Here is a 25,257-nt window from a genome sequence, read left to right as displayed (position 1 = left end):
TTCGGCTTTCAGATCATGGAGTTGGTCCGGTCGCTCCCACCCCCGTCCCGCGCGCATCGCGGAGCGGGAGTGGTGAGCCGTGCAGGATTCGAACCTGCGACCCGCTGATTAAAAGTCACCACAAAGATTATTTATTTCAAGGCTTTATCAGGGCCTGCATGATGCGCCCGACCATGTCCTCGATACGATCGAGCTTGCGCTCCACGGCCGCGTTGTCGTGCTCACGGTCAGCCTGGATGCGGGCAATGTCCGCCTCGCGACGCTTCTCGAGCTCGCGGATCCGGCGGCCATGGTCGCGCACCCTGAGCCAGAAGGCAAAGGCCGCGGCGAGCCAGGCTGCGACGACGCTGCCGATCGCGAGAAGGGTCGGCGTGTAGAGGCGCACCATGATGAGCCAATCGGGTTCGATAATCTCTCGGGCCATGTCGATGCGCCTCCGATCGGCTCAGAGGACCAGGGCGTGGATGCCGGTCGCGGTGGTGCCGGCCGCGAGAACCTGCGACATGGCGCAGATCAGGTAGAAGTTCGCCGGGACGCTGACGGTCCGCGTCTCGCCGGAATGGGCGATGAAGCTCACCGCGCCGGCGCCCTGGACATAGAGGCCGAGCGCCGGCGTCGGGAGGGCGTCGTCATCGGACGGCGTGACCGGGACCAGGTCGGACACGGAGCCGAAGCGCGACGGCGAGTGACCGTTGTAGGGGTTGGACATTGGACATCTCCTTGCTTGCGAGAGGTTAGAGGGGGGTGGGATCGCCAGGCGCATGCGGAGCCTCGGGCGCGCTTGGCCGCGCCCGTCGTCTGGGCGACGGCAAGAGGGCGCGCGGCCGGAGGCTGATGTCGGCCGGGCTCAATCCTCGATCCTCTGCAGACCGGCCGGGATCAGCGCCCGCATGGCGGGGGACAGGAGATCCTCGCCGTCCGGGGTCAGCACCGCTTCGAGGTGGTCGCTGCCCCAGGGCCCGCTGCTGCGGAGATGGTAGCTGTAGGCGACCTGGGCGGCGTCCAGCGGGTCCAGCCCGAAGCCGGCGTCTAGCTGGCCGAGCAGGATCGGGCCGGCATCCGCGCGGAGGGCGTAGTGCGTCGCCGGCCCGATCCCGTCGACGGCCAGCGCGCAGGCGAACCCGCGCCCGTGGCCCGCGGCCTCGGAGGCGTCGCGCAGCGCCTCGACCAGCGCCGCCGGGGCGACGATGACGAGGGAATATGGCTGGTCGCTCATGCGTTCAACTCCGCGATACGGGAGGCGTTCGAGGGCGCCAGAATGTCGGTGTGCTCCGCATCCGAGATCGCGCCCTTGAGCAGCACGATCCGGGAGACGTCGACCGCGCCAGCGCCGTTCCTCGAAATCTCGATGGGCGCGGCGGTGTTCATCGTTCCGGAGCCGATGGTCATCGCGGTCCACGATCCGCCGTCGATGCTGTATTCCGCGGCGGTCCCCGTCCATCTGATCGCTACAGCGAAGTAGACGTCTTGAACCGGCGTTGGAACGAAGTCGAAATTACCCCCGTTTCGGAGGTTGTAAGTCATCTTTGGGCCGCCGTTCCCAAAGAAAACTGTGAAGTTCGGGCTGTCCTGCGCGATGATCGGCTCGAAAATGGACGTGCGCGTAGCGGCCACATAAGAAACCGTCCAGGCGGTTCCGGCCGCCGCGTTCAGCACCGGAACCGCCGCCCCCATCGCGATCGTCATGAGGTCGTCGGTGTTGTCGAAGGAAAGCGCGCGGGAGGCGCCAGCGGCGATCAGCAGGGGGCTCTCGCTGCCGCTCGGCGCCACGGCATCGGCGCCGCCGCCGGCGAAGGACCACGACCGCACGTTGTTGCCGACGCCGGCCGGAACGGTTTTCGCCGCGTCCTGCCACAAGGGGCTGTCGACTGCGTCCAGAATGCCGCCGCCGTGGGTCGTGACCAAACTGTCGACGCTGCTCCCGCTGTCGACGACGTCGGCTCGCCCCCGGGTCGCGACTGCCATGGGTGAAAGGGAGAGGGAAAGCATGCGGTCCAGGTCCTCTTTCAGGCGATCAGCCGAGCGCCCAGAGCTCGGCCGAGTGCCAGGTGATCCCGGCGGTGCTCGCGGTCATGCCGCTGTCGTGGCCGCCGCTCACGCGCAAGGTGCCCGCCGCGTCGAGGAACGCGGGAAAGCAGTGGAAGCTCGTCTTGTTGAAGCCGTAGACGCTGCCCTGCCAGGACTGCGCCGCCGCCATCTTCGACAGGATCGCGCCCGGATCGGGCGCAGGTGGCGTCGGCGCAGGGGGCTTGGAAAGGCGGGTGTTCACGAAGACCTCGCCGGATCCCGTGTGCGTGAACTTGGACAGCAGGAACAGCGGACGGCCGGCGTAGCCCTCGACGACGCTCGCGGGCAGGTCGCGGTAGATCGAGGCGCCGGTGCCGGCGCACGTCCACACCAGGGACTGGCCGTCCGGACCGACCGCGAGACCGCTCACGGTTCCGGGCACGGACCAGCCCGCCGTCGTCGAGAAGTCTGCCTCCCAGAGCAGGTCGGCATATCGGGGGTCGAAGCGGAACGGCGGCCCCACCGTCTGGGGGTCGAACCGGCCGATGGTCTGGACCTTCGACCAGTCGTCGTAGCGCCAGGGACCGCGCTGGGCCTCGATGAACGAGCCGCTTCCCGTGCCCGCCACCTCCATCGCCTCGAGGTCGCGGTTGCCGTCGTTGCCCTGCCAGGGCATGCGGGCGTCGAAGATGATGCAGCCGCCGTTCGCGGCCTTGGCGAAGGTGCTCGCCCAGGCGGCCTGCATCTTCTGCGGCGCCTCGATGATTATCCCGCCGCTCGTCGTCCCGCTGGGATCCAAGAGCCCGTCGCAAAGGATCGCGACAGGAGACCCCGCAGGCACGGGGTCGTCCTTGTGGACGTTCCCGCAGTTCTCAATGAAGACCCCCACCAGGTTCATGAAGTTGTTCTTGGTGGGCGGCTCGAAGCGGATCAGGCCCGTCGCGAAGAAATTGACGCGCGTGTTGACCAGCGTGCAGTGCGCCTGGGAGTAGATCCCCCCGCCGCGGCCGCTCGAGAGCTCGCAGTTGACCGCGTAGATCGGGCCCGGGCCCTTGTGCGTGACCGCCCAGCCTGTCGGGCTGCAGTTGCGCGCGCCGGTGACGTTCAGCCGATCGAGGGTCAGCTGGTCGGAGTTGGCCCCGATCTCCACGCCGACGTCTTCGTAGTCGCGCACGCGCACGTTCTGGATGCCGATCGCCTGGGTGATGCCGTCGCCGAGCACGATGCACTTGGACGCGATGCCCATGCCGTCGACCAGCAGGTCCTGGACCGTGAGGCCGTAGCCGGAATTGCCGTCCTCGCCGGCGAGGAGGCACGCGCCGGAGGCGACGAGGCGCAGGCCGTCCTCCATCATCCCGGGACCGATCAGGTTGGTGAACCGTCCGAGGTGGATGGGCGAGGCGACCCCGTAAACGCCCAGCAGCTGCACGCGGTTGCGGACGAGGACGGCGTCGTTGATCGCGTCGGCGTCGTCCGTCAGGCCGTCGCCGATCGCGCCCAGCATCTCGGGAACGATGATCTGCGATCGCAGCTCCCACCAGCCGCCGTCCGCGGTCTGGAACTTGCCGGGGTGGTCGGGCTCGTCGTCGACCCGCGCATAGAGCGCCCGGCCGCCGTCGCCCGGCGCCCAATGCCCGAGCGCCTCGAGCCACTCGACTTCGGGCTCGGGCGTCAGGAACTCGATCTCGCGCGCATAGGAGATGATCCGGTTCCCTGGCGAGACCGACAGGGGGGCGAGCTCGAGCGGGGTCGGCTTGCCGTCATTGCCGATCCCGACCAGGCGGCCCGCCCAGGTGTCGCGGTCGAAGTGGTTGACGGCGCCGGTGCTGGGCGGCACGCGCAGCGCCCGCCCCACGTCGAGCGCCAGCAGCGCCAGCCCGCGGGCGACGTCCTGGATGGCGCGCGCCTGGCGGTCGAGCTGCGCCTCGAGGCCGCGCTCGCGAGCCCCGCCCTGGGCGGCCCAGCCCTGCTCTATCAGCGTGGCCCGGCCGATGCGCAGCACCCATCCCGCGAAGGACGCCGCCGCGGTGTCGGTGAGCGTCAGCTCTCCCCCTGTCGCCCGAGCATCCGGATCGACGGTGAAATGCGTGTCGACCACCAGCGACAGCTCGAGATCGTCCTTGGTGACGGTCGCGACGATCTCGGACCCGCCCTCGTATTCGAAGGGGATTGCGTAGGGCCCGGCGTTCGCGATCACGTAGCTCGGGGCCGGCTCGAAAGTCTCGGTGGTCATCGGTCCCCTCCGAAGGCGTTGGCGAAGTCGGGGGCGCGGTCGGGGGCGGTTTCGCCCCGGGCCCACCAGGGCGCGGTTCCGTAGTCGCGGCGCTGCTTGCGCTCCTGGCGCCGCCAGAGGGTGGCGGCCTCGGGATCGAGAAGATCCTGCATCTGGTCCCAGACCAGGCGGTCGAGCGCGAGGCGCCCATACCAGAGGGTCGAGCCGGGGGTGTAGCGGCGGGCGAGGTTGACCAGGTCGCGGCCGAGCAGCGGATCCTTGCCGGCGGCCACGCGATCGACGTTGGACGCCCCCGCGCGGAACACGTCGCCGGTCAGGCCGACGACGGGGCCGCCCAGCGTTTCGGCCAGGCCGCCGCCGGTGCGGCTGGTCTCGGACTTGAAGAAGTCGCCGAAGATGCCCAGGCCGCCGCCCTGGAAGACCGCGGCGCCCCAGAAGCCGGCATCGCCCATCGGGCGCGGGTCGTTGCCCTTGGCGAGCTCCTTGAGCTGGACGCTGACCGCGCCCATCACGGTGAGGCCGGCCATCAGCTGGGCGGCGTAGCTCGCCCGGCTCATGGCCGCCGGCTGGGCCATGGTGCGCCGGATCTGGTTGAGGGTCAGCGAGAGGGCGAAGTTCTTGTACATCGCCACGCTGCGGATGATCTCACCGTAGATCGTGCCGGGCGGCGCGTCGCCGATCACGCTCACCCGCGCCTCAAGCGAGACGCTGGGGACGGCGAACTCCATCTGCTCTTCCATGATCGCGGAGAGGCGGAGCGACAGGTTCTCGGCCTCGGCCGTCTCCATCCCCGCCGCCAGCGCCGCCTCGCGCCAATGGACCGGCGCCAGGAAGGTCGCGCCGTCCGGGGCCTGGAAGAGGAGGGCCGGGTCCGCGATCTTCGCCCAGTCGTCCTCGCGCAGGCCACGGGCGCGGAGGATCCCCTGCAGCGGCTGGTCGACGTCCGCCAGCTGGCGCCCGGCGTTCTCGGCCAGCAGGCCAGCGAACTCCATCTGGAAGGCGGTGCGGTTCATATCGGTCCAGAAGGCGAGACCGCTGGCGCGCATGACGAAGCTCGCGAGCGTCTCGGTCACCTCGGGGGACCAGACGTCGCCCAGGTAACGCGCCTGGGCGCTGCCGACGTCGGCGAGGGTGTCGGCGATGTAGCCCATGCGCGCCGCCGTCTCGCGCGTCGAGCTCGAGGCGAGGAGCTGCACGGTGCGCGAGACCACGTTGCCCGGGTTCATGCCCACGGCGCGGGCGGCCATGCGCTGGGTCCAGAGGTCGGAGGCGGCGGACAGCGGCGCGGAGCCCAGCTGCGCCGCGGTCAGGACGTTGCGGGTCCCGGACAGGAAGCCCGCCCACCACCCATCCGCAGGGTCGTTGGCGGCGCCTGTCAGGTGGGCGAGCATCGCCCGCGCCGTGACGGCCGCCTTCTTCACCCGCGCCTCGGCGTCCTTATCCTTCGCCTGGCTGGCGACGCGCTGCGCGGTCTGGATCGCGTGCTCGAGGCCGGCCTTCGGCGAGGGGCCGAGGACTTTCATCAGGGCGATGTCGCGAGCCATGCCGTCCAGATGCGAGACGATGGCGACCAGCGGATTGGCAGTCCCGAACGCCTCGTTGTAGGCGAGCCAGTGGTCCGCGCCCTTGAAGTGCAGGATCCGGCTCTCGGCCCGCCGGTTGTAGAGCGCCTTGCCGTTGGCGGTCAGCGCCGGCACGCGATCGTCCCACCCGCCCGTCGTGAGGTTCTCATAGATGTCGTTCAGGAACGCGCGGGCTCGCGCCGGATCGGGCTTGCCACCGGGAGTCGGCGCGAATGGCTTGCCGGTCTTGTGATCCTCGATGCGCGACCAGTCGAGCCGATCGACGATCTCATCATGCCACTTCGGGAACTTCGCCTTGCGCATGGCACGGGCGTCGTGGCTGTGCGGCAGGCCGAAGTCGGCCAGCCTCCCGATATCGCCGCCGTGGGCGTTGAACAGCGACCGCGCCCGCTCGAAGGCGGCGCCTACGGCCTTCGCCATATTCGCGGCCTCGGGCTTGCCGGTTTTCTCGCCATGCATCTCGCGCACGACGTCGTAGAGGAGGGCCTTGTTCTTCGGTCGCCCCAGGAGGTCGCGGCGGTTCTGGCGCAGAAACTCGGGGATCATGCCGCGCAGCTGGCGGCTGAGCCCGTCGCGGATCGAGCGGACGCCCAGGAACTGGTCGCCCCGCCCCTCGCCGAATTCCAGCAGGCTCTTGACCGCGAGGTCCGGCCGGGCGGCGTTGGCGATGTGCACCCCATTCGCCTGCATGCGCTGCAGCTGCGCGATGACGGCATGACGGCGCGAGGCGGCGCCCCGCTTCGCCGCCTCCTTCACGTCGGCCGCCGCCTGGGCCGCGGCCGCGGCGTCGGGCATGTGCCGCCGGTAGCGGTCGTAGAGCTCGCGATACTCGCTCTGCGCCGCCTGGCCGCGGGCCCTGTTCAGCAGGCCGTCGTCCATGCCGGATTGCAGGCAGTCGAACATGTCAGGCATCGAGACGCCCCCCCGGTCGGCAGAACTGGATCGCCTCGGCGAACTCGGCGTCGTCGTCGAGCTCGCGCAAAACGTCGGAGGCGCGAGCCGGGACCCCGTCGATCTCCACGACGAAGTCCGCCGTCGCGACCTCCGCGCGCAGCGTCTCAAGCGCGGCGCCGGTCTCGCCCGAAAGCCCTTGGGACGCCGCCGGATCGCGGTCGCGAAGCCGAAGGTGATCCGACGGGGACAGCAGCACCTCGCCGCCGGAGATGCCGGAGCGGGGCGAATAGACAGGCGTGCCGGCAGGCACGAGCACCTCCCGAACGCGCCCGAAATTCGCGGCGGCATGCCGGCTGAACGTGTAAGACGCATAGCCGTCGGCTATCTCGTCGAGGCCTTCGCCACGGAACAGCCGGAGGTCGCGCGGAGCGGGGACCGAGCCCTCCGCGATCAGGTTCCGGACATCGTCGTCGCCGTTGTCGCGATAGGTCCGATCAATGCGGGTCATCTCCTCAGGCGACAGCGAGGAGCGGCTCCGGATCTCCCGGTCGAGGAACGCCTCCACCTCGGCGTGCTCGGCATCCGTCAGCCGTCGGTCTGTCGGGAGGTCTGCGAATGCGCCTTGCTCCTGCTGCGCCCCGCCGTCGATCGCCGCCCGCAGATCCGCTTCCGCCTGGTCGTCGGCCGCCTGGGCGAGCGGCGCAGCGGCGCCGTCGCGCCAGGCGGCGTCGTCGACGCCCTCGATCTCGATCAGGCGGGGACCCTGCTCCGGGGCCGCGTCGGACGCCCGCTGAGCGCCCGTCTCGTCCTCGGCCGCGTCGCCACGGGCTGACGGCTCCTCGCGCCCCACGCGCGCCGCCATCGCGTCCAGCGCGTCGAGCGGACCGGCGGGGCCAGCCGCGGCTAGGAGGTCGTCGGGGTCGCCCAGGCGGATCGCCTCGGCCGCGTAGTCCGTCAGGCTGCGGGCCATGCTCTCGCGGGATCGCGCGCGGCCGCCGTCGTAGAGGAGGCCGACCAGGCGCGCCGCGGCCGGGCTGGGGCCGCCGCCGAACATGTCGCCCTGCGCCAGCGCGTCCGCGATCGCCGCGCGCACGCTCACGCCCTCGAGCGCGGCCTGACGGCGGGCCTCCTGCACCAGGCGGATCGCCGCGACCAGGTCCGGAGTGATGTCGAAGGCGGGATCGATCCGACCGGCGGCCACGGCCGCGCGCATCTGCGCCCACGCCGCGGCGGCGTCGGTCAGGGCCTCGGCGATCGAGCGCACTTCGCCGCCGCCGTCCTCGGCCTGGATGGCGGTGAGGTCGGGCGCGTCATAGGCGCGAGCGAACAGGGCGGAGCGCAGGCGCTCCCGGCCCGGGGCGGAAAGGCGCGCGTCGTCGGTCAGCAGGGCGCCGCGGTCGCCGGGCGGCAGCCGGTCGACCATGCCCCGCAGGAAGCGGGCGTTCCGGGCGCCGAACGGATCCCCGGCTGCGGGGTCGTAGAGACCCAGCAACTCGGCGTCGATCGCCGCCGCATCGGTGCGCGCCTGCTCGGTGGCGCTGAGCCGCTCGATCGCCTCCACGTTGGCGCCCCGCGCCAGGCGCGCCTCGTCCTCGGCCGAGAGGGCGCCGCGGCGGGCGACCAGGATCGGGCTGGTCACTCCTTCGGGGATCTCGAAGCCGGCGCCGCGGATGGCGTCCACATAGGCGTCGTAGCGATCCCGCACGTTCCGGGCGGCGTAGATGATCGACATGGTCCGGCCGTTTCCGCTGTCGATCACGTCGTCCGGACCCACGATGGGGGCGCCGTAGCCGGCCTTCGGGTCCGGCATCAGCAGCGCCGGATCGAGGTTCGCGGCCCGCCGGATCACCTCGGCCGTGGGCGCCGGCCGGGAGCGGTCGCGGTTCTGACGGTTCCCGCTGGCTAAGATCAGGCTGTCGAAATCGACGACCTCGTAGGTCACCGGGACGCGCATCCCCTCGGGCGTCACCACCTGATCCGGCCGCGTGTAGCCCGCCCGACTGCCGGCGGCATAGGCGTCGCCGGGATCCGCGGTCAGGCCCATCTTGCTTTCGGACCAGCGGCGCAGGTCGCGCACGGTCCAGGCCGGAAGGCGACGGTTTCCATAGAGGATGTTGGCGTTGGCCGCGATCTGCGCCGGGCTCATGACCTGGGTGACCGGCGTCGACGGATCGGCCGCAAGCGCCCGGGCGGCCCCCTCCGCGCCCATGAAATGCGCGAGGTAGAGGTCCGGCTCGGCGGCCGATATCCCGCGGGCCTCGAGAAAGTCTCGGTTCTCCCGAGCCAGCGCCTCGGTCATCTCCATCGCGAGCTTGGGGTCGGTCCGCTTGGCGAGCAATTCGCTACGGCCGTGCCGGTTCCAAAGATCGGTCCGGTGCCGCTTGATCAGACCCAGCCAGGTCTCTTCGATGAACTGGCCGGGTCCGGTGGCGGTGCTGTTGGGGTTCTTCGCATCCGGGCGGCCGAGGCTCTCCGCGTAGACGATCCGTCGCGCCGCCCTGCGCAGCCCGTCGTCGCCGACCGGCGCGGGCGCAGGGACGGGCTCGCCGCGGCGGAGCGCCTCGGTCGCGGCATCCTCCCGCGCCTGGTGCTCGGCCGGATCCGCGGTTTCGGGCCGCCCGGCGCGCAGCCTGTCCCGGCGGCCGGCGAGATAGGCCGCGCCGCGGACCGCGGCGACCGGCGCGGTCGCCAGCACGCCGCCGCCTACGCCGCCGATCGCCAGCTGCGCCGCGACGTTGGGGTCCGGCTGCTCGAGCTCCTCGGCCGTCGAGAACTGCGCCGGCAGGGCGATCGCTTCGCCCAGCACGCCCAGGGCGATCTCGCCGGCGAAGACGCGGGCGAGGCCGCCGCCGGCGCCGAGCGGCATCAGGGCCAGGCTGGGCAGGTCGGTCGATGCGCGACCCGCCGCGCCGATGAACTCGGCCACCGGGCCGGAGCCCATGCGGAGCGTCGTCTGCACGTCCTCGAGCTCGGCCTGCCGCCGGCGCAGCGCCTCGCGCTCGAACGCCTCTTCCTCGAGCGGCAGCGCGCCCCAGGCGCCCGGCTCGAGGGCGGCCTGGCGGCGGGCGGCCTCGAGGACGCGGGCCCGGATCGGGCGCCAGTCGCCGGTGCGCTGCCACTCCTCGACCAGCGGCCGCGCGAAGGGCTTCTGCGGCAGGCCGGCGTTGATCTCCTCGAGGAGCTGGCGTCGCACCTGGCCGGCATAGTCCCATGCATTCTGCAGGAGCTGCTCCTGCTCCCAGGCAGCCGACACGGTCTCACCGAAACCAGCCGGCGGCAGCGGCGCCGGATCGAAGGGCAGATCGGTTGCGGGGGCGCCGGGCTGCGTCTCGGGGAGGAAGAAGGTCACGGCCGCGCCCCCGCCCGCTGGCGCGCCTCGGAGACGAGACGCTGCAGGGAGACCTCGAAGGGCCCGCCGGTCTTCGCGTCGACCAGATCGACGCCCTTGATCTGAACCCGATGCGAGCCCTGACTGGTGGCGACGAAGGTGACGTCCTCGAGGTGCTCGAAGGCCAGCGGATCCCCGCTCAGGAACTCGGCCGCGCCGCCGTGAACGCTGGCCGCGGCGAGCGCCTCGAGGGCGAGCGCCTGCGCCCGACCGTCCGACAAGCCGCGATACTCCGGCCCGCGCATTCCGCGGAGCACATTGGATACTTCGGGCGCGGTCAGGCCCAGCGGAAGTAGGGTGGCGCGACCGTTGATCTCCTGGATACCACCCGCATCGCTGCGGGCGTTGACGGCGGCGCGGCCGAGGGCTCGCTGGATCGCCTGCTTGTAGGCCTCCCGCGCTTCGGCGGGGCTGTCCTTCGGATCGATCCCCGCGCCGACCTCGCCATAAATCGCGTCCGCCGCGGCGAGGACCTGGGCGTAGCTGCCGGACAGGTAGCGCATGGCGTCGCCCGCCACCTCGGCGAAGACCGCGCGCCGATCCTCGGGCGTCGGCAGGGCGACGGCGCCCGACTTGATCGCCTGCGCGCCGCGGAAGGCGGACAGGGCGGCCGAGCGCGAACCGCGGCCCGCCAGCATCTGGCCGACGTGAGCGAAGGCGCGATCGTCGGGGGCGACCTCGCCGAATACGCGGTGCACCTGGGCCGGAAAGGATCGGGCGAGGATCTCGGCGAGCGCCGCGCGGTCTTCCGGGCGCGCCTCGACGCCGGCCATGCGGCCGAGACGCTCGCGCTCGTCGGCGGTGAAGGGGGCGAAGGCGCCCGGCTGGACGTATCCCGCCTCCGCCAGCGCGCCCATGATCGCGCCACGCTCGCGCAGGGCGGTCGCCCAGGCGGAGGGCGAGGACAGGTCGGGCGGCAGGTCGGACGGCGCGGCGAGCCCGACGGCGCGCGCCTTCGCGATCGGATCGTCCCGCCAGGCGGCTTCGGCCGCGGGGATCATCTTCTCGAGGGCGGCGACCTGCGCGGCCTCCTCCGGGCCCCGCATCGCCTGCGCGCGCAGGCCCGCCAGGTGCTCGCGCATCTGGGCGGGGGTCATCCGCGGCACGCCCTCGTCCCGCAGCGCCGCGACGGCGTAGGCGTCGAAATACCCGGGCCGCTCGCGCGCGAGCGGATCGGCGAAAACCTCGGCCTCTCGCTCCCAGACGCCGCCGAGCTCGGCCACGGCGATCAGGTCCTCGAGATCCTGGTCGGCGCGCGCCTCCGCCCGCGTCCGATCGGCGGCGGCGGCCGTGGCGGCGGCGCTCTCCTGGGCCCTGACGGCGGAGGCGGCCGAGGCGCGGAACTGCTCGCGCAGGTCGGCGGGCGCGTCCTCGAATTCGCCGGCGTCGATCATCGCCACCAGCCGGGCGGGATCCTCCGACAGCAGCCGCCGGAGGGCGGGCTGCGTCAGGTCCGCCCGATAGGAGGCGAGGATCCCGGGGACGCGCTCCATCGGGACCTGCCCCAGCGCGACGGCGCCGGCGAGCTGGGTCGCATACTCGTCCGTCGCCTTGGCCCGCTCATCCCTCGACAGCAGCAGGAGGCCGGCGTCCGCCTGCGCCCGCTGCGACAGCTGGGTCAGCGCCCGGGCGCCGCGCAGGTCGTTGCTGCGGCGGCCCAGGTCGATCTTGACCGGCGTGGACATGGACGCCCAAGCGGAGGCGAACCGCTGCCTGTTGCGCTCGTCCAGCCCCTCGGCGGCCCGGCTCTTGAGCTCTTCGGCCCGGGCCGACCAGGCCGCATCGAGACGGTCGGGGTCCTGTTCCCGCTCAAGCTCCACGCGCAGGTCGGCGAGGCCGGTGGCGGCCGTCGTGTAGGCGTCGGAGAACTGCGCCTGCAGGCGGTCCGCCTCGAGCGCCTGGCCGGCCTGGAAGATGCGGGCCCCCAGCTCCTCTGTCGCGCGGCCGAGGCCGTCGTCGACGGGCGCGGGCGGGGTGGCCGAGGCGCCGCCGGCGAGCGGGCCGAGGGGGACGGTCAGACGGCTCATGCGAGCACCCGTCGCGCGCTGAGCTCGGGCCAGAGCTCTGGCGCCGCGGTCAGCAGCGACCCGGCTGCGCCGATGCCGCCTTTCAGGAGCGCGGCGCCGCCCAGGGCCCGCGACTGCCGGGCGGAGGCGGTCAGCGTGCCGACACGGGCGCCGGACCGGCTGCGGGCCTCCTGGCTCGCGAAGGAGGTTTCGCGCGCCGCCCGGTCCGCCAGGGCCAGGCTGGACGGGCTCCCGAGCGTCACGCCGCGGGCGGCGAGGCCGGCCTGCATGCGCCCGAGCTCGGCCCGCATCCGCTCGCGCACCCGCTGGTCTTCGATGGCGCCCAGCATCCGCTCGGTCTCGGCCTGCTGCTCCTGCGCCTTGGCGTAGGCTTCAGCCTGCTGCGACTGCTGGTAGCCGGAGTAGAGCGCGCCGCCGGCGGAGATCAGGGAGCCCGCCGTGAGGGCGAGCTGCCCCAGGCTCCACCCGGCCGCCGCGGCGGGCGCGGCCGCGGCGGCGGCGGTGGCCGCGGTGGCGGCGCCGGCGGCGGCGGCGCCGGTTCCGACCGCGGTGGCTCCGCCGGCGAGGACAGGGAGCGCGGCTGCCGCCATCAAGCACATATCAGTCCCGCGCCTCCACGGTCGGAGTGAGGGCGAGGACGGTCATCGGGGCGGCGCCGAGCGGCGCGAATTCCAGCGCGATCGCCGCGGCCCATCCGGCGTTGATATTCACGGGATCGACGCCGCTCCACGCCTTCACCAGGTCGCCGGGCACGGTCTGGCCGTTCCGCTCGAACCAGTCGCCGACGCGCTCGTCTCTCCCCCACTCGCTTTCGATCGCGCGGATCCGATAGCCCGCGGTCCGCTGCAGCCGGACGCCGGCGCCGGTGAGCTTCGTCTGCCGGCCCATGCCGTCGCCGCTGCGGGTCGCGGCGTAGAGGCTGAGCGTGCGCGCCCGCTGGCCGTCGTCGTTCAGCCCCGCCCAGGCGCGGGACACGGGGAGCTCGAGCGTCACGCGGCCGCTCGCGACGGTGTAGGGGCCGAACTGCCCCTTGTCCGTCCACACGAGGACGTCCTCGCCCTCGAGGTGCTCGAGGCCGTCCACCACCTGCCCCGGCTCCTCGAAAATCTTCTCGGCGGCGGCGTAGAGGTGGCACGCCTCGGCGATCTTCATGTCCCCGGTGAGCAGGCCCCAGAACGGGGCGAGGCGCTCGACGTGGCGACGCGTCTCGCCGCCGATCGTCCGCCTGACGACGACGCGCACCTCGTCGTCCCCGCCATCCGGCGCGGCCGTGACCGAAACCTCCTCGACCACGCCCCCGGCCATCGGGATCGTGCACCAGCCCAGCACGTCCTCGGCGGCATCGTAGATCATCGCGACCAGGTCGCCGTCGCGCCGGACGATCCACGCGATCGGCAGCGGCGAGCTCTGCCAGGCGATGATGTCGAAGCGCTCGGCCCCTAGATGCCGGGCCGGGAGAGAGAGGTTCAGCGGCTGGACGCTGTCCTCCTGCAGCTGAAACCGCAGCTCGAGGACGCGGCTCCGGTCGCGCGAGACGTAGATGGGTTTGCCCATCGGCGCGATCGGCTGCGCGTGGTGCGCGCCGATCGAGGCGATCATCCCGAACGCGGCGCTCTCGATCGACAGGACCTCGTCGCCTACCGTCGAGCGCGCGCCTTGCACTTCGCCGGTGGCGCCGATGTGCAGGCCCCGTTGACCGCCCTGCAGCCAGACGATGCGGTTGAGGCCCCGCTGCGTCGCCAGCTGGTAGGCGAACGCCTCGTCGGCGTTCACGCCCTCGGCGAAATCGAGATAGTCGCCGATGCCCGAGGCCCAGACGGTCCGGGGCTCGCTCTCGGTCGCGGCCCAGACGGAGCGCTGGTCGTGGAAGGTGACGGCCGCGGGCCAGCCGTATAGGTCGGACCAGGCGCCCGCCGCCCAATCCCAGGTCCCGCCGCCCACGATCTCGTCGGGGATCCGGTCGATCACCTGCGCCGTCGCCGATGTGGCGGAGGCGACGGCGGTGATCTCCACCAGGCCGCGGTCCGTCGAGATGAATTTCCACGTCGGGCCGTCCTTGGTGCTCAGGACGGTTCCGGTGGCGTGGCTCGGCGGACTGACGTTCTTGTCCGCCGCCGTCGCCTCGTCGGTGCACTCGTAAACGCGCCCGTCGTAGCGGACCTTGTCGCCCAAGCTGAAGACCGTGTTGCCGGTCCACAGCGGGATCGCCGACCAGTCCACCACCTTCATCGCGAAGAAGCTGCCGATCATGCCTGCGTCGAAGACGTCGCCGCCGGTCGCGGTCAGCGTGACGGATCCGGTCGCCGCGGAGGCCTCGACGCTCACGTCCTGGTCGGTGTTCCACGGACGGAGCGGACCGCCGGAGAAGGGGGCGCGGTCCAGCTGCCAGTCGTCCAGCGCGAAGCGTCGCAGGCGGCGAGGCGCCCGCTTGCCGTCCGCGAAGTAGGTCACGTCCGCGGTCTGGGCGAACTTCAGCTGCTTGATCTCGGGGAGGTTCCACGGCGTCGCGATCTCGTAGGGCGAGCCTCCGGACGTCACGAGCTGGCCGTAGCGCCAGAACCGCATCCATTCGGCCGTCAGCTCGAGGACGACCGCGTCGTCCACCGCGAACTCGAATTCGATGAGCCGCGCCTGCGCGTCGCCTCGGGTGCGGCCCTCGTAGATGGTGCCGGGCGCGCGGGTGAAACCGCCCTCGGGGATCGGGATGAAGCCGGCGGCCTTCGCAAGCCCCGTCTGATGGCGGACGTAGTCGGTGCGGCCCGCGAGGGTGGGCGAGATCTCGCCGGAGGCGAAGCTGCGCTGCGGCGGCGAGGATCGGGTCATCGCACCACCAGCCCGGCCCAGTCGCCCTCGCCGGTCAGGCCGTCCCATCGCTGGGCCGACGCCTGGCCGCGGTCGGCGCGCAGGGCCAGGACGAAGGCGGCTTCGGCCCGCTGCTCGAGGGACGTGGCGCGGTTGGCCGAGCTCGCGAACACCGGGCTCAGACGCGAGGCCAGGAGATAGGCCAGATAGTCGGCGAACTCGGCCGGCAGGAGGTTCTCGTTCGTGATCTGCACCGTGGCCCGGAACCGCTGCAGGGTCGGCTCGTCGGTCCGCATCAGGCGCCCGTCGATGCGCCAGGCGGTCAGCTCGGGCAGGACCTCGCGCACGGCGAGGACGCGGGGCGGCAGCTGGTAGGCGTAGGGGAGATCATCGTCGGCGATCATGCCGGTCGCCTCGCTGAGCTCGAGGAGCTCCGACGCGAAGGACCAGTCCGCGCGCCGGAGGCCGGCGTCGCGGACGAGCGGATACTGCTCCGCCGCGGCGCGGGCCTCGGGGCTGTCGTCGCCGAAGGACGACAGGGCGGACATTTCGCAGTAGCGAAACGCCTGCTGGGCGATGCGGCTGGCGGCGATCGACATGGCGCCTCGGAAGCCTTGAAGGCGGGAGGGGCCGGGGCGTCAGCGCACCCCGGCCGGCGGGATCAGAGGACCGGGACCCCGAGGACGAACCAGTCCTCGGCCAGCATGTCGGTCTGGGACGCGAGCCAGCCCACGACCATCGTCCCGTCCGCCGCGCGCATGTCGATATGCGGGGCGAGCACGATCATCGGAACGTCGTCGCGACCGCACGGCTCATGGCGAAGCTCGTCGGCCCGATGCTTCGAGGCATGACCGGGTTTCGCGAAGCTGGCATCGAAGGTGGAGCCGGGCGTCAGCGCGATCCACATGCCCTTCCCGTTCCAGCCGGAGCGGGCGACCTTCCGCCCCTCCTTGAGGGCGGTGATGGCGCCGGCGAAATCCAGCGACCCGTTCGGCTTGTAGGCGGCTTCGAAGGCGTCCGCCGGGGACCAGCTCGTGTAGCCGTCTTCGTAGCGAACGGCATAGCCGTCGCGGCCGTCGCGGGCCTCCGGCCAGGCGGTGACGCGCTTTGTGCCGTAGTAGTGCTTCGTCATGGTCGCATCCGAGCTCGAGGGAAGATCGGCCGGGGCGTCACCGCGCCCCGGCCGGCGGGATCACTGGTTGTCGATCCACTCGAAGGCGAAGGGCATCGACCCCGCGCCAGTCGCGTTCGCCTCGGCCGTGGCGTAGATGTCGATCAGCCCGCCCGGGTCCGCGGCGAGCGCCAGCACCTCCCACAGGCGCTTGCCGTGGTTGGCGTCGCCCCAGGCGAACGGCGCCTGGGTGGTGGCGGCGGACTTCGCCACGTCCAGCAGCGCGTCCGGGGCCTCCTTCGAGCCGATCACCACCTGGGCGAAGCCCCAGTTCTCGACGTCCAGCAGCGTGTCCGGATGCATGATCGCGTGGGAGGGGATCGAGCACAGCTTGTAGGTGGACCCGCTGCTGTCGGTGCTCGCGTTCGCGACGGTCCCCACGGCGCAGCGGCGCACGCCCTTGACCTGCACCGCGTCGGGCACGGCGCCCAGCGCGATCGGGGAGCGGAAGAGGTTCGAGATGCCGTTGACGACGGCCATGGCTCAGGCCCTTTCGGAAGGAGAGAGGGAAGGCGACGGGCCAGGCGAAGCCGCCCGGCCCGGCCGGTCAGCTCTCGGTGCACTCCGCGACGTGCACGCCCTCGTCCTGGATGCGGACGCAGTCCATCCAGGCGTCGGCGTGCATGTAGGGGGTGTTGCGGGCGTGGGTGTCGTTCCACATGTCCGGCTTCACGTCCTGCCAGACGCCCAGCTCGACCATGTCCTTGATCCAGACCGGGCAGGACCTGACGTTGGTCTGCAGCTTGGGCAGGCGGTTGATGCGGACGAACTGGAAGCCCATCAGCCGCGTGACCTTGCCGTCGACGATATGCGGCTGCTCGAGCATGTTGAGGTTCGCCGAAGCGCTCTCGACGATGCCCAGCAGGTCGTCGTCCTGGTTCATGGTGATCGCCATGATCGGCGTCACCCGGTCCAGGTCGTTCTCGTCGAGGCCGAGCCGCTTGCGCGCCTTGCGCAGCTTCTCGATGGTCAGGCCGGTCCCGCCGTGGACCGTGACCTGGGCGGACGGCAGCGCCTTGGTCCCCGAGCCCGGCTGCTTGCCCTCGGAGATCGGCCCGAGGATGCCGCCCTGGTAGAGCGTCCCGTCCGGGTTGATGCCGAGGATGATGTCGTCGATCCCGCGGCCGATCGCGGCCGTATGGGCCATCATCAGCTTGGAGGTCGGATCCTCGATCATGCGGAACTTGTCGACGCTGTCGAGATACTGGCCGGTCTCGAGCGGGTCCGGGAAGACGTGCCAGCGGCGGGTCCGGCCGGGGACGTTCTCGATGTTGGAACGGCGGCGGCCGGAACCGCGCTGGTAGTCGACCTTCCCGATGATGTCGGCGGCCGTGGCGCCCTCGCCGGAGCACGCCGTCTCGCCGACGTGCGGGCGGAGCTTCGACCCGTTCTGCTGCAGCGCGAGCTCGAACGTGGCCTTGAAGGTGGTGCGGTGGTGGGCTTCCACCAGCTGGTCGAACGGCATGGGATTTCCCTACAGGCGACCAATGACAGGAGGTTGCCGGTAGGGTTGCCCGGAACGCCGGACCCTTCCTCGCCATGCGCAGGCGTGGGGCGGCGGTCTGTTCCCGCGGTCAGCCGGACCGCTGGGGTTGCGGTTGCCCGGACTGCCGGGGGCCCGAAGGCCGCCGGCGAGGAGGAAAATGCCGAGACGCCGAATCCCCTGTCAAGGGGTTTTCGCGTTCAGCGTGCCGCGAAGTTCCGCAACGCCTCTTCGAGGATCACGTAGAGGTCGATGGCGAAGGGGTTGCCGTCCATGCGCACGTCGGCGCGCCGGCGGTCCCGGATGGCCCGGGCCTCGGCGATCAGGTCGGCGAGGTCCTCGGCCGAGAGGCCGCCCACCCGCGGCATCGGGCCGGCGAAACCGCCGGCGAGGGGTGGCTCGCCCAGCTCGGCCAGGCGGGCCTGCGCCTGGTCGCGGATCCCGCGCCAGTGGGCGATGCGGTTCAGGTGGGCGCGGTCGGCCGGGAGGAAGGGGGCGAACGGGTCGAGCGCGGGGACCGGCAGGCCCGCCGCCGGCGGCCGGCGGTCCCCCTCCTGCTCGATCAGGTCGAGCACCCAGCGGCGGAACGCCTTGGCCCGCTCGGTCTTCGCCAGCATCGCAACCAGGTGAGCGCCGCGGAGGGAGAAAACGCGGGTCTCCTGTGCGTTCGAAGGTGCGGTCAGATTGACCGTGCCTTTGCCGAGCTTGATGATTGCGGTCATGTCCGAGGTGAACTCGTCTTCGTTCCGCTGGTAGAGCCGCAGCACCGAGCTCATGTCGGCGTAGCCGAGCGCATCGGCCAGATCGCGGGCGGACAACCACATCTCGCCGTCCCGGCGGATGACCTCGATCTCGGTATCTTCGAAGCTGAGAAGGTCCAGCATGTCGGGCTCCTGTGATGAACCCGGGGCCCGACTGTCAACTCGGGGTGGCCGGGCAACAACGGGTTGACAGACCGGCTCACAGGGACCGGCAGGCCCGAAGGCCTCCCATTGCGCCCGACCATAAAAGCCGCACCCTAGGGCGCGGCTTACGAGCGCCTGTGAACGAACGGGCTGTCAATCCCGGCGCACCCTTTTTCGGCGCGCACCCCGAATGTAAAATAAGCTGCCCGGTCATTCAACAGGCGAGTTGAGATGCGATATTCTCCCATTGTTTGCAGTGCCCTGCTCATGGTCGCGGGCTGCGCCGCGCCCGAGCGTCCGACGCCGGCGCCCGAACCGGACGTGACGTTCTGGTCTTTCCCGTGCCTGATCGCGACGGAGGAGGCGCGCGCCCGCATCGCCGAACAATGCGATGCGCTCGCCACCTCCGGCGATCCTCAGCCCTGACCAGAGGCCAGTTTGAGCAACTGCAGGCGCTTTGCGTTCAGCTCGCGCATCTTCGGCTGATCGCCCGCGCGGTAGGCCTTCCCATACTCGCCGTCCAGCCCGACGAACCGATCATGCTCGGCCTTCGCCTCCTGGGGCGTCATGCCGATCCCCGGGCCGCCGCCGGCGCCGGGGACGAAACCGTCGTCGCCCATCGCCGCGCCGATCGCCGCGAACAGCCGCATGATCCCGGCGTCGCCGACCTTGGGTTTCAGGAGCTGGCCGATCGAGAGGATCTGCTCGGTGTCGAGCCCCGCCTTCTCGCCCATCGCCTGGGCCGCCTGCTGCGCCTGCTTGACCTTGGCGGAATACTGGTCGCCCCAGTCGCGCTCGAGCTGCTGGCGCATTTCCTCGCCCGCCGTCTGCAGCTCCGTCGCCAGGGTCTCGAACTCGGTCTTCCGCATCTCGGCGAACATGTCGACGCTCGCCTGCATCTGAGCAGGCGTCATGCCGTTGGCGTGGCCGATCTCGCGGAACTTCGTCTCGAGACCCTCGTCCCACGTGACGCCCTCGGGCATGTCGGGGCGCTTGATCTCGTAGCCGTCGGGCGCCTCCGGCAGGCCGAACAGCTCGCGGTTCGCCTTCATCCATTCCGCGACCGGCTGGTCCTTCCCCGGCTTGTCCATGAGGCTGTCGGCAGGCCGCCCCATCTTGGTCTCGGCGGCGCGGTAGCTGCGCAGGGCACGCGCCATCAGCTCGGGCGTGAGCTCCTGGTTGAAACCCTTCGACCGAAGCCAGTCGACCTCGTCGGACTTCAGGAAGCCGTCGCGCTCCCACCAGGGCTTGCCGTCGCCCTTGCCTCCGCCAGCGCCGCCGTCGCCCTGGCCTCCATCGCCGCCGCCCGTCGCGCCGCCTTCGCCGCCCGCGCCGGCCGCGCCGCCGTCGCCCGCGCCGCCCTGGCCCGCGCCCTCGCCGCCGCCCTGGCCGCCCTCGCCGCCCTGGCCGCCGCCGCCATCGCCGCCCTGCCCGCCATCCGCCGGGGCCCGCAGCAGCCGGTCAAGCCAGACCGGAACGATCGTCATCCTGGGTCGCATGGTGCTCCTCCATCATCTGTTCGCGAAGCTCGAAAGGGGTCAGGCCCATGAGCGCCACCAGCTCGAGCGCGAGCTCTCGCCGGCCTGCCTCGTAGGCCAGGTGTTCGGGCGCCAGCTCGGGCGCCCCGGTCTGGTCGCGGGGGCCGAGCGCCAGCACGCCCCCCAGCGCGAGGACGTCGGCCGCCAGGCGCGGCTCCGCCGTGCAAGCCCGCCCCCAGCGCGCGGCGCGCCGGGAGACGGCCTGCCTGATGATCCGGCGTCCGGCCTGCGTCGGCTCGAAGAACAGGGCCGAGAAGGCGACGGCGATGCGGTCGAAGATCTTCATTCGCCCGGCCCGCCGTCTCGCCCGGGCGTCCTGTTCCACAGGAACGCCGCGAAGTTCGCGACATCGATCGGGTCGCCCTTGTCGACGTGTTCGCGGAGGGCCGCCAAGATCTGATCAGGGTGCCAATTCGGGCTGTCCCATCCGCCCTTTCCCTTTCTTCGCCACGAAGCTTCAAGCTTCGCTTTCATTTCAGCGGCGAAGGCGTCGACCATTGCGTTGAGGGCGGCGACTTCGTCGAAGTCACCCCACATGTGGCAACTGCACTCGCCTGCGCTCCTGCAGTTACAGGCCACTGGAAAATCCGTCGTGCGATAGCGGTGGTCTCTGGTCATCCCGCCGCCTCCGGCGCACCGGCGGCGGCCAGGTCCTTCATGATCCCGCCGCCGGCCTCCGCGGCCGCCAGCAGCTGGGCGCCCTGCTCCTGCTGGGCGCGGGCCTGGCCGAGCTTGTCGGCCTCCTCGCGCGAGCGCAGGAGGCGCGCCGGCGCGCCGCGGGCCTCGGCCAGCACCTCGACGATGTCGTCTTCGCTGAGCCGGTCCCACACGCGCGGATTGGTCTGGGCGAGCGGGGCGAGATCCGTGAGGAGGCGGACCGTCGCCGCGCCCTCGGCCGAGCGCGCGGCCATGGCGGCGGCCGAGGTGTATTCGATCGTCAGGTCCGCGCCCCGGGCCTCCTGCGGCGGCTGCGGGATCTGTCCGGCGCTCATCAGCTGGCGGAAGCGCCGGGCGATCTTGGGGGCCAGGTATTCCTCCTGCACGCGCCCCATGTGCGGGGCCATGAGGCGCAGCTTCTCCTCCTGCCGCTCGATCACTTCCGTCGCCGTCATGCCGGTGCGGCCAGCGAGGTTCATGAGGCTCCAATGGAAGGCGTCGCGGATATGCTCGACCGCGCGCTCCTTCATCTCGAGCGTCAGGGGCACGCCCGACACGGTGTCGAGGGTCTGCAGCATCTTGCGCCCCGCCGCGTCGACGCCGCCGTAGACCAGTTCTCCGGGGCGGACGCGGCCGCGCAGGGGCATGACCTCCCGCTCGGGCGCGAGGAGGGTCGGATCCGCGGCGCGCTGCGCGGCGCGCAGGTTCGCCCGCTCGAAGAGGTCGAGCTTGCGGGCCTCGGCGAGGGCGATCCAGCCCGGGCCGCGGCCGTAGCCCTGCCCCGTCTCGACGTCCCACCGCGGGAAATCCACCGGCATGTCGGCATAGCCCGAATGCCTCACGACCGCGGCGGCCTCCTCGCTGACGTGGATCGAGGACCAGCGCTTGCCGCGGGGCCCGAGCATCCCCTTGCGCCACCCGTCGTTCATGTGGACGTGCTGGAAGAACACGAAGCTGTCGCGGGAGCCCTTCATCGCCGCGGTCTGGATCCGCTCGGGAAGGGCCTCGAGGCCGTAGCGCCGCGCCGCGGCCGTGGCGCCCAGCTTGAAGCGCCGGACCCACTCGTCCACCCGGCCGTAGGCGTCGATCGAGACGACGACCTCGGCCAGCGACAGGGTCACGTCGAGGAACCGGCGCTCGCCCGCGGGCTGCTCGCCATACTGAGCGGCGTTCCCGAAGGTGGAGATATCCCCGAACAGCTGCGACGCCTGGCTGTAGAAGGGCGAGACGCTGGGGGCGAAGCTCGCCAGCGTGATCCGCGAGGCGACGTCCAGCCACTCCCGCATGGGCTGGAAGTCGGCCAGCGCCTGGTCGGTGGTGCCGAGCTCGAACCAGCGATTGGCGGGGTTCGTGAGGGTCCCGTAGAGCCCCGAGGCGAAGTTCGACTGCGCCACGATGGGGGCCGAGGACAGGGGCTTTTCGTTGCGCGGCAGCTCGGGCGCCGCGGCGGTGAAGTTGCCCCGCTGCGGGCGGATCAGGCGGGCGAGCTCCTCCCAGTCCTGCTCGTGGTGCGCCCGCTCGCCTTTCAGCGAGGACCAGGCGTCGATGGCCGCGACGGCGCGCGGATCCTTCTCGTCGGGCATCTCACGCGCCCCCCATCTGGCGGTTGCTGGGACGCCCGGCCGGGATCCCGGTCGGCGACGTCAGGATGTTCGCCGCCGCGCCCGCCCGCATCTGCTGCATGCGGCGGGCGTAGGCGCTGCCGACGCTCGCCTCCGTGCTGGTGGTGGTCGGGACGATGGGGGCCGCGATGGGCTTGGGCACGCTTCCGCCGATGCACATGGTCAGTCTCCAAGACGAATTTCGAGGGCGTGGCGGGTCACAAGTTCGACGTCCGGCCCATTGGTGCGATCCTTCACGGTGATGCGGATAGGCAGGCCCGCGAACCGGCGGGAATGGCCCCCCTGATGCTTGAAACCGAAGAGGGCGGTTTCAGCCTTGAGCGCGCGCCACGCCCGCCGCGTCATCAGCCAGTACGCCGTCTGCTCAGACGGCGAGAGGCCGCGAGGATCGCGGCGCGCCGAATACAGCAACCGCCGCATTTTCGTTGTGAGAGGTGCCGGATTACACATTGGCAGGGCCTCCTGCGTCAGTGGACAGGGCGTAGAGGTCGAAGTCGCCGGCGGCGCCGGCGAAGCCGCGCATGCGCAGCTCGTGGCGAAAGCCGATGCCGCGCAGGAGGCGGCCGGCGGTCGGATGCTCCGCCCAGGACCGGGCCTCGAGCCGGTGAAACCCGGTCGCACGCGCCCAGAGCGGCAGGTCCTGGCGGAGGGCGTAGGCGAGCGCGCGCAGCGGGCCCGCCCAGCGGCGATGCGGGCGCGCCAGCAGGGCGGCCGATCCGACGCCGCGGGCCAGGAGCTCGTCCACGCCCAGCACGGCCAGCGGCGCGGCGCCGCCTTCGGGCCTGTGCGACCAGGCGACGAAGACGTGGGCGCCCTGCTGCTGCCGGTGCAGGAAGCCGCGCAGGAGATCCTCCGCATCGCAGGCGCCGCCCAACGCCAGCGCCGCCTCCCGCCGGTCGCAGGCGTCGAGGTCCCCGAGGATCTCGAGCGCGGCGCGCGGCTGCAGCGGGGTCAGGCTCAGGTCGCGCCAGGGACGCCCGGTGAGGATCGCGCGGCTCGTCATCGCGCGCCCCCGGCATAGGGGTTCGTCACGTCCCACCCGGTTTCGAGGCCGCCGGCGCGATCCGGCGCGCCCTGCCGGGCGAGCGCGCTCGCCCGCGGCAAGCCCCCGCCGGTCACGCCGGCGCCGTGCGGCAGCGGCTCGCCGAGGATCAGGTATTGCGCCGCGTCCATGACGTTCGCCTCGACCAGGCGCTTGTTCGGGACCTTCCGCTTGTTGCCCGACGTGTCGACCTCCTCGGCCCAGACGTATCGGGCCTCCATCCCGCCGCGCAGGAAGCGGCAGCGGGGGTCGATCAGCAGGCCCGGCTCCCCCTCGCGGACGAAGTCGAGCCAGGCGCGCACCGCCTCGAGGCGCGGCTGGATGCGGTTTCCGCCCCGGGTCTGCGGCCGCACCCGCACGCCGATCGCCTGGCCCACGATCCGGTTGAACGTGGCGCTCTCCTCGGCCTGCGCGGCGCCGGCCTCGCCCGCCAGGTCGCCCCAGGCGCGCCCGAGCGGGTGCCCCGGCCAGTTCTCGTCGAGGAAGTCGGCGAGCCGCTCGCCGAACACCCGCGCGAGCAGGTGCTCGAGGGGGAACATCAGCTCGCCCAGCATCCGCCAGCCCCGGTTCGGGCGGAATTGGCCGACCACCGCAGCCGGGGTGAAGCCCTGATCGAGCCCGATCTGCAGCGGCAGGTCGGGATCCGCGGGGATCTTCGTCTGCGCGACGTGGAACGCCGGGTTGAACTCCTTCTCGAAGACCGGGGCGCCCGCGCGGGTGAACGCGGGCTTGTTGTCGATCAGGCGCGTGACCTGGTCGGACCGCCCGGCGAGGCGCATGGCCGCGATCTGACGGGCGTAGTAGCCCGGCGCGAGGTTCTGCAGGTTCTCCGCGCCCTCCTCGCGCCCGCCCGGCTGACGGTGGAAGGCGATCCGCACCGGCTTGGCGCCCGGCGGGAGGCCAGCGGACAGCTCCTCGGCCATCCGCTTGCGCTCGCGCTCGTTGTGGAAGACGCGGAAGGTCCAGTTCTCCTCGTCCGGGGCGTTGAAGTCGAAGACCATCTGCCCCCAGCTGCGCAGCTGGGGCGGGTAGCCCTCGAAATGCTCGCGGGCGGGGTAGCGGTCGACGCGGCCGATCCCGGTGGTGAGGACCTCGACGGGGAGGGTGTCGCCCTCGTTCCCGTAGATGTCCGTCACCTGCCAGCCGCGCATGGCCTCGATCACGTTGTCCCCGAAGGCGAGGAACTCGGCGACGAACTCGATCTCGCCGAACTCGTCCTCGAACCGCACCGTGTGGCTGACCGGATCCCCGCGCCCGCCCGCCCAGGTCCCCAGGGCCTTCGGGATCGTCTCGAGGTAGGACGGGATCGTGGTGGCCCAGAGCTGGCGGTAGGTTTCGCGGACCAGGCCGAGCTTGTAGTAGCGCACGCCGTCCTTCACCGACCGCGGCATCATCCGAGCGCGCCGGACGCGGCTCAGCATCGCCGTCGTCGTCTTGCCCGAGCCGACCGGGCCCTGGATCCCGAGGACGTCGGCGTCGTCCGCGAAGAACGCTTGTGCGACCGGGCCCGGGAATGTCAGATGGCTGACGGAGGGCATGTCCCCGGTAGCCCCGCCGTGCAGTTCCTGCACCGCATCGGCCGCCCCCAGGCCCTCCAGCTCGGCGGCCTTCGCCGCCCCGATCCCCTCAGCTCCGGTCACGCCGCACCCCCGACCCCGAACAGGGCTCCCCAGGTTCGCGCTCTGCCTCGACCCGCGGAGGAGCCCGGAAGGCCGTATGGGGTCGGAGAGAGGGGCATCCTCAAGAGGCGCGCGGGCGCCCCCCCGGGGGCGCGGCCGGGCGCGCGGCGCGCGCGCGCGAGCCCGGGGGGGCGGGCGCGGCCGGGCGCGCGGGCGGGCGCGGGCGGGAGCGCGGCCGCGGCCGCGAGGGCGAGCGCGCGCCAGGGCGAGGGCGCGAGCGCCGGGC

Annotated in this window: 24 protein-coding genes; 1 reads left to right on the top strand and 23 read right to left on the bottom strand. The window is 71.9% G+C overall.

Annotated features, from left to right (window positions below; genetic code table 11):
- Positions 1-136 precede the first annotated feature (136 nt).
- From BM064_RS17440 to BM064_RS17370, 15 genes are all read right to left on the bottom strand, one after another.
- Positions 137-424 (bottom strand): hypothetical protein, encoded by a 288-nt coding sequence (locus BM064_RS17440; RefSeq protein ID WP_092861665.1) that lies wholly within the window; start codon positions 422-424, stop codon positions 137-139.
- A 21-nt stretch (positions 425-445) separates the two neighbouring features.
- The gene (locus tag BM064_RS17435) at positions 446-709 is read right to left on the bottom strand and encodes a spike base protein, RCAP_Rcc01079 family (RefSeq protein WP_092861663.1); all 264 of its coding nucleotides are present in this window, start codon (positions 707-709) and stop codon (positions 446-448) included.
- Positions 710-847: 138 nt separating this feature from the next.
- Positions 848-1,216, bottom strand: coding sequence for a hypothetical protein (locus BM064_RS17430; protein WP_092861661.1), 369 nt, complete (start codon positions 1,214-1,216; stop codon positions 848-850).
- Positions 1,213-1,989, bottom strand: coding sequence for a hypothetical protein (locus BM064_RS17425; protein WP_092861659.1), 777 nt, complete (start codon positions 1,987-1,989; stop codon positions 1,213-1,215). The genes BM064_RS17430 and BM064_RS17425 overlap by 4 nt, the downstream gene beginning before the upstream one ends.
- A gap of 25 nt (positions 1,990-2,014) precedes the next feature.
- Entirely contained in the window at positions 2,015-4,240 is a 2,226-nt protein-coding gene (locus BM064_RS17420) for a hypothetical protein (protein ID WP_092861657.1), read from the bottom strand.
- Positions 4,237-6,735, bottom strand: a complete 2,499-nt coding sequence (locus BM064_RS17415; protein WP_092861655.1) for a hypothetical protein — start codon at positions 6,733-6,735, stop codon at positions 4,237-4,239. The genes BM064_RS17420 and BM064_RS17415 overlap by 4 nt, the downstream gene beginning before the upstream one ends.
- Positions 6,728-10,066, bottom strand: coding sequence for a hypothetical protein (locus BM064_RS17410; protein WP_092861653.1), 3,339 nt, complete (start codon positions 10,064-10,066; stop codon positions 6,728-6,730). The genes BM064_RS17415 and BM064_RS17410 overlap by 8 nt, the downstream gene beginning before the upstream one ends.
- On the bottom strand, positions 10,063-12,132 hold the full coding sequence (locus BM064_RS17405; RefSeq protein WP_092861651.1) for a hypothetical protein: 2,070 nt from the start codon (positions 12,130-12,132) through the stop codon (positions 10,063-10,065). The genes BM064_RS17410 and BM064_RS17405 overlap by 4 nt, the downstream gene beginning before the upstream one ends.
- Positions 12,129-12,722, bottom strand: coding sequence for a hypothetical protein (locus tag BM064_RS17400; RefSeq protein ID WP_143103371.1), 594 nt, complete (start codon positions 12,720-12,722; stop codon positions 12,129-12,131). The genes BM064_RS17405 and BM064_RS17400 overlap by 4 nt, the downstream gene beginning before the upstream one ends.
- Positions 12,723-12,732: 10 nt before the next feature.
- Positions 12,733-14,955: a phage tail protein gene (locus tag BM064_RS17395; RefSeq protein ID WP_092861647.1), complete on the bottom strand. Its 2,223-nt coding sequence runs from the start codon at positions 14,953-14,955 to the stop codon at positions 12,733-12,735.
- Positions 14,952-15,533, bottom strand: a complete 582-nt coding sequence (locus BM064_RS17390; protein ID WP_092861645.1) for a phage connector family protein — start codon at positions 15,531-15,533, stop codon at positions 14,952-14,954. Before BM064_RS17390 ends, BM064_RS17395 begins: the two co-directional genes overlap by 4 nt.
- A 62-nt stretch (positions 15,534-15,595) precedes the next feature.
- Positions 15,596-16,066: a DUF2829 domain-containing protein gene (locus BM064_RS17385; RefSeq protein ID WP_092861643.1), complete on the bottom strand. Its 471-nt coding sequence runs from the start codon at positions 16,064-16,066 to the stop codon at positions 15,596-15,598.
- Between the two features lie 60 nt (positions 16,067-16,126).
- Complete coding sequence (locus BM064_RS17380) at positions 16,127-16,585, bottom strand: hypothetical protein (RefSeq protein WP_092861641.1); 459 nt, start codon at positions 16,583-16,585, stop codon at positions 16,127-16,129.
- 67 nt (positions 16,586-16,652) lie between these two features.
- Positions 16,653-17,570 carry a phage capsid protein gene (locus BM064_RS17375; protein WP_092861639.1) on the bottom strand — a complete coding sequence of 306 codons (918 nt, stop codon included), beginning with the start codon at positions 17,568-17,570 and terminating at the stop codon, positions 16,653-16,655.
- Between the two features lie 218 nt (positions 17,571-17,788).
- Entirely contained in the window at positions 17,789-18,472 is a 684-nt protein-coding gene (locus BM064_RS17370) for a BRO-N domain-containing protein (protein WP_092861637.1), read from the bottom strand.
- Positions 18,473-18,724: 252 nt separating this feature from the next.
- On the opposite strand from BM064_RS17370, the gene BM064_RS27000 reads away from it, so the two are divergent.
- Positions 18,725-18,919 carry a hypothetical protein gene (locus tag BM064_RS27000; protein WP_143103370.1) on the top strand — a complete coding sequence of 65 codons (195 nt, stop codon included), beginning with the start codon at positions 18,725-18,727 and terminating at the stop codon, positions 18,917-18,919.
- Here BM064_RS27000 and BM064_RS17365 read toward each other — a convergent pair.
- The 8 genes from BM064_RS17365 to BM064_RS17325 are packed head-to-tail and all read right to left on the bottom strand — an operon-like array spanning position 18,910 to position 24,992.
- Positions 18,910-19,992: a hypothetical protein gene (locus tag BM064_RS17365; RefSeq protein WP_143103369.1), complete on the bottom strand. Its 1,083-nt coding sequence runs from the start codon at positions 19,990-19,992 to the stop codon at positions 18,910-18,912. The two genes, BM064_RS27000 and BM064_RS17365, sit on opposite strands and share 10 nt — an antisense overlap.
- On the bottom strand, positions 19,955-20,317 hold the full coding sequence (locus tag BM064_RS17355; protein ID WP_092861631.1) for a hypothetical protein: 363 nt from the start codon (positions 20,315-20,317) through the stop codon (positions 19,955-19,957). Before BM064_RS17355 ends, BM064_RS17365 begins: the two co-directional genes overlap by 38 nt.
- Positions 20,314-20,649: a hypothetical protein gene (locus BM064_RS17350; RefSeq protein WP_143103368.1), complete on the bottom strand. Its 336-nt coding sequence runs from the start codon at positions 20,647-20,649 to the stop codon at positions 20,314-20,316. Before BM064_RS17350 ends, BM064_RS17355 begins: the two co-directional genes overlap by 4 nt.
- Positions 20,646-22,271 carry a portal protein gene (locus BM064_RS17345; protein WP_092861627.1) on the bottom strand — a complete coding sequence of 542 codons (1,626 nt, stop codon included), beginning with the start codon at positions 22,269-22,271 and terminating at the stop codon, positions 20,646-20,648. Before BM064_RS17345 ends, BM064_RS17350 begins: the two co-directional genes overlap by 4 nt.
- A 1-nt stretch (position 22,272) precedes the next feature.
- Positions 22,273-22,470 carry a hypothetical protein gene (locus BM064_RS17340; RefSeq protein WP_092861625.1) on the bottom strand — a complete coding sequence of 66 codons (198 nt, stop codon included), beginning with the start codon at positions 22,468-22,470 and terminating at the stop codon, positions 22,273-22,275.
- A 2-nt stretch (positions 22,471-22,472) separates the two neighbouring features.
- Complete coding sequence (locus BM064_RS17335; protein ID WP_143103367.1) at positions 22,473-22,760, bottom strand: hypothetical protein; 288 nt, start codon at positions 22,758-22,760, stop codon at positions 22,473-22,475.
- The gene (locus tag BM064_RS17330) at positions 22,753-23,313 is read right to left on the bottom strand and encodes a hypothetical protein (protein WP_092861621.1); all 561 of its coding nucleotides are present in this window, start codon (positions 23,311-23,313) and stop codon (positions 22,753-22,755) included. Before BM064_RS17330 ends, BM064_RS17335 begins: the two co-directional genes overlap by 8 nt.
- A complete protein-coding gene (locus tag BM064_RS17325; RefSeq protein WP_092861619.1) occupies positions 23,310-24,992 on the bottom strand; it encodes a hypothetical protein in 1,683 nt (560 codons plus the stop codon). The genes BM064_RS17330 and BM064_RS17325 overlap by 4 nt, the downstream gene beginning before the upstream one ends.
- Positions 24,993-25,257: the final 265 nt, after the last annotated feature.

Origin of the sequence: Albimonas pacifica (genome assembly GCF_900113695.1) — a bacterium.
Taxonomy (GTDB): Bacteria; Pseudomonadota; Alphaproteobacteria; order Rhodobacterales; family Rhodobacteraceae; genus Albimonas; species Albimonas pacifica.
The sequence above is the reverse complement of the archived record's forward strand: the minus strand, read 5'-3'. Positions and strand labels throughout refer to the sequence as shown.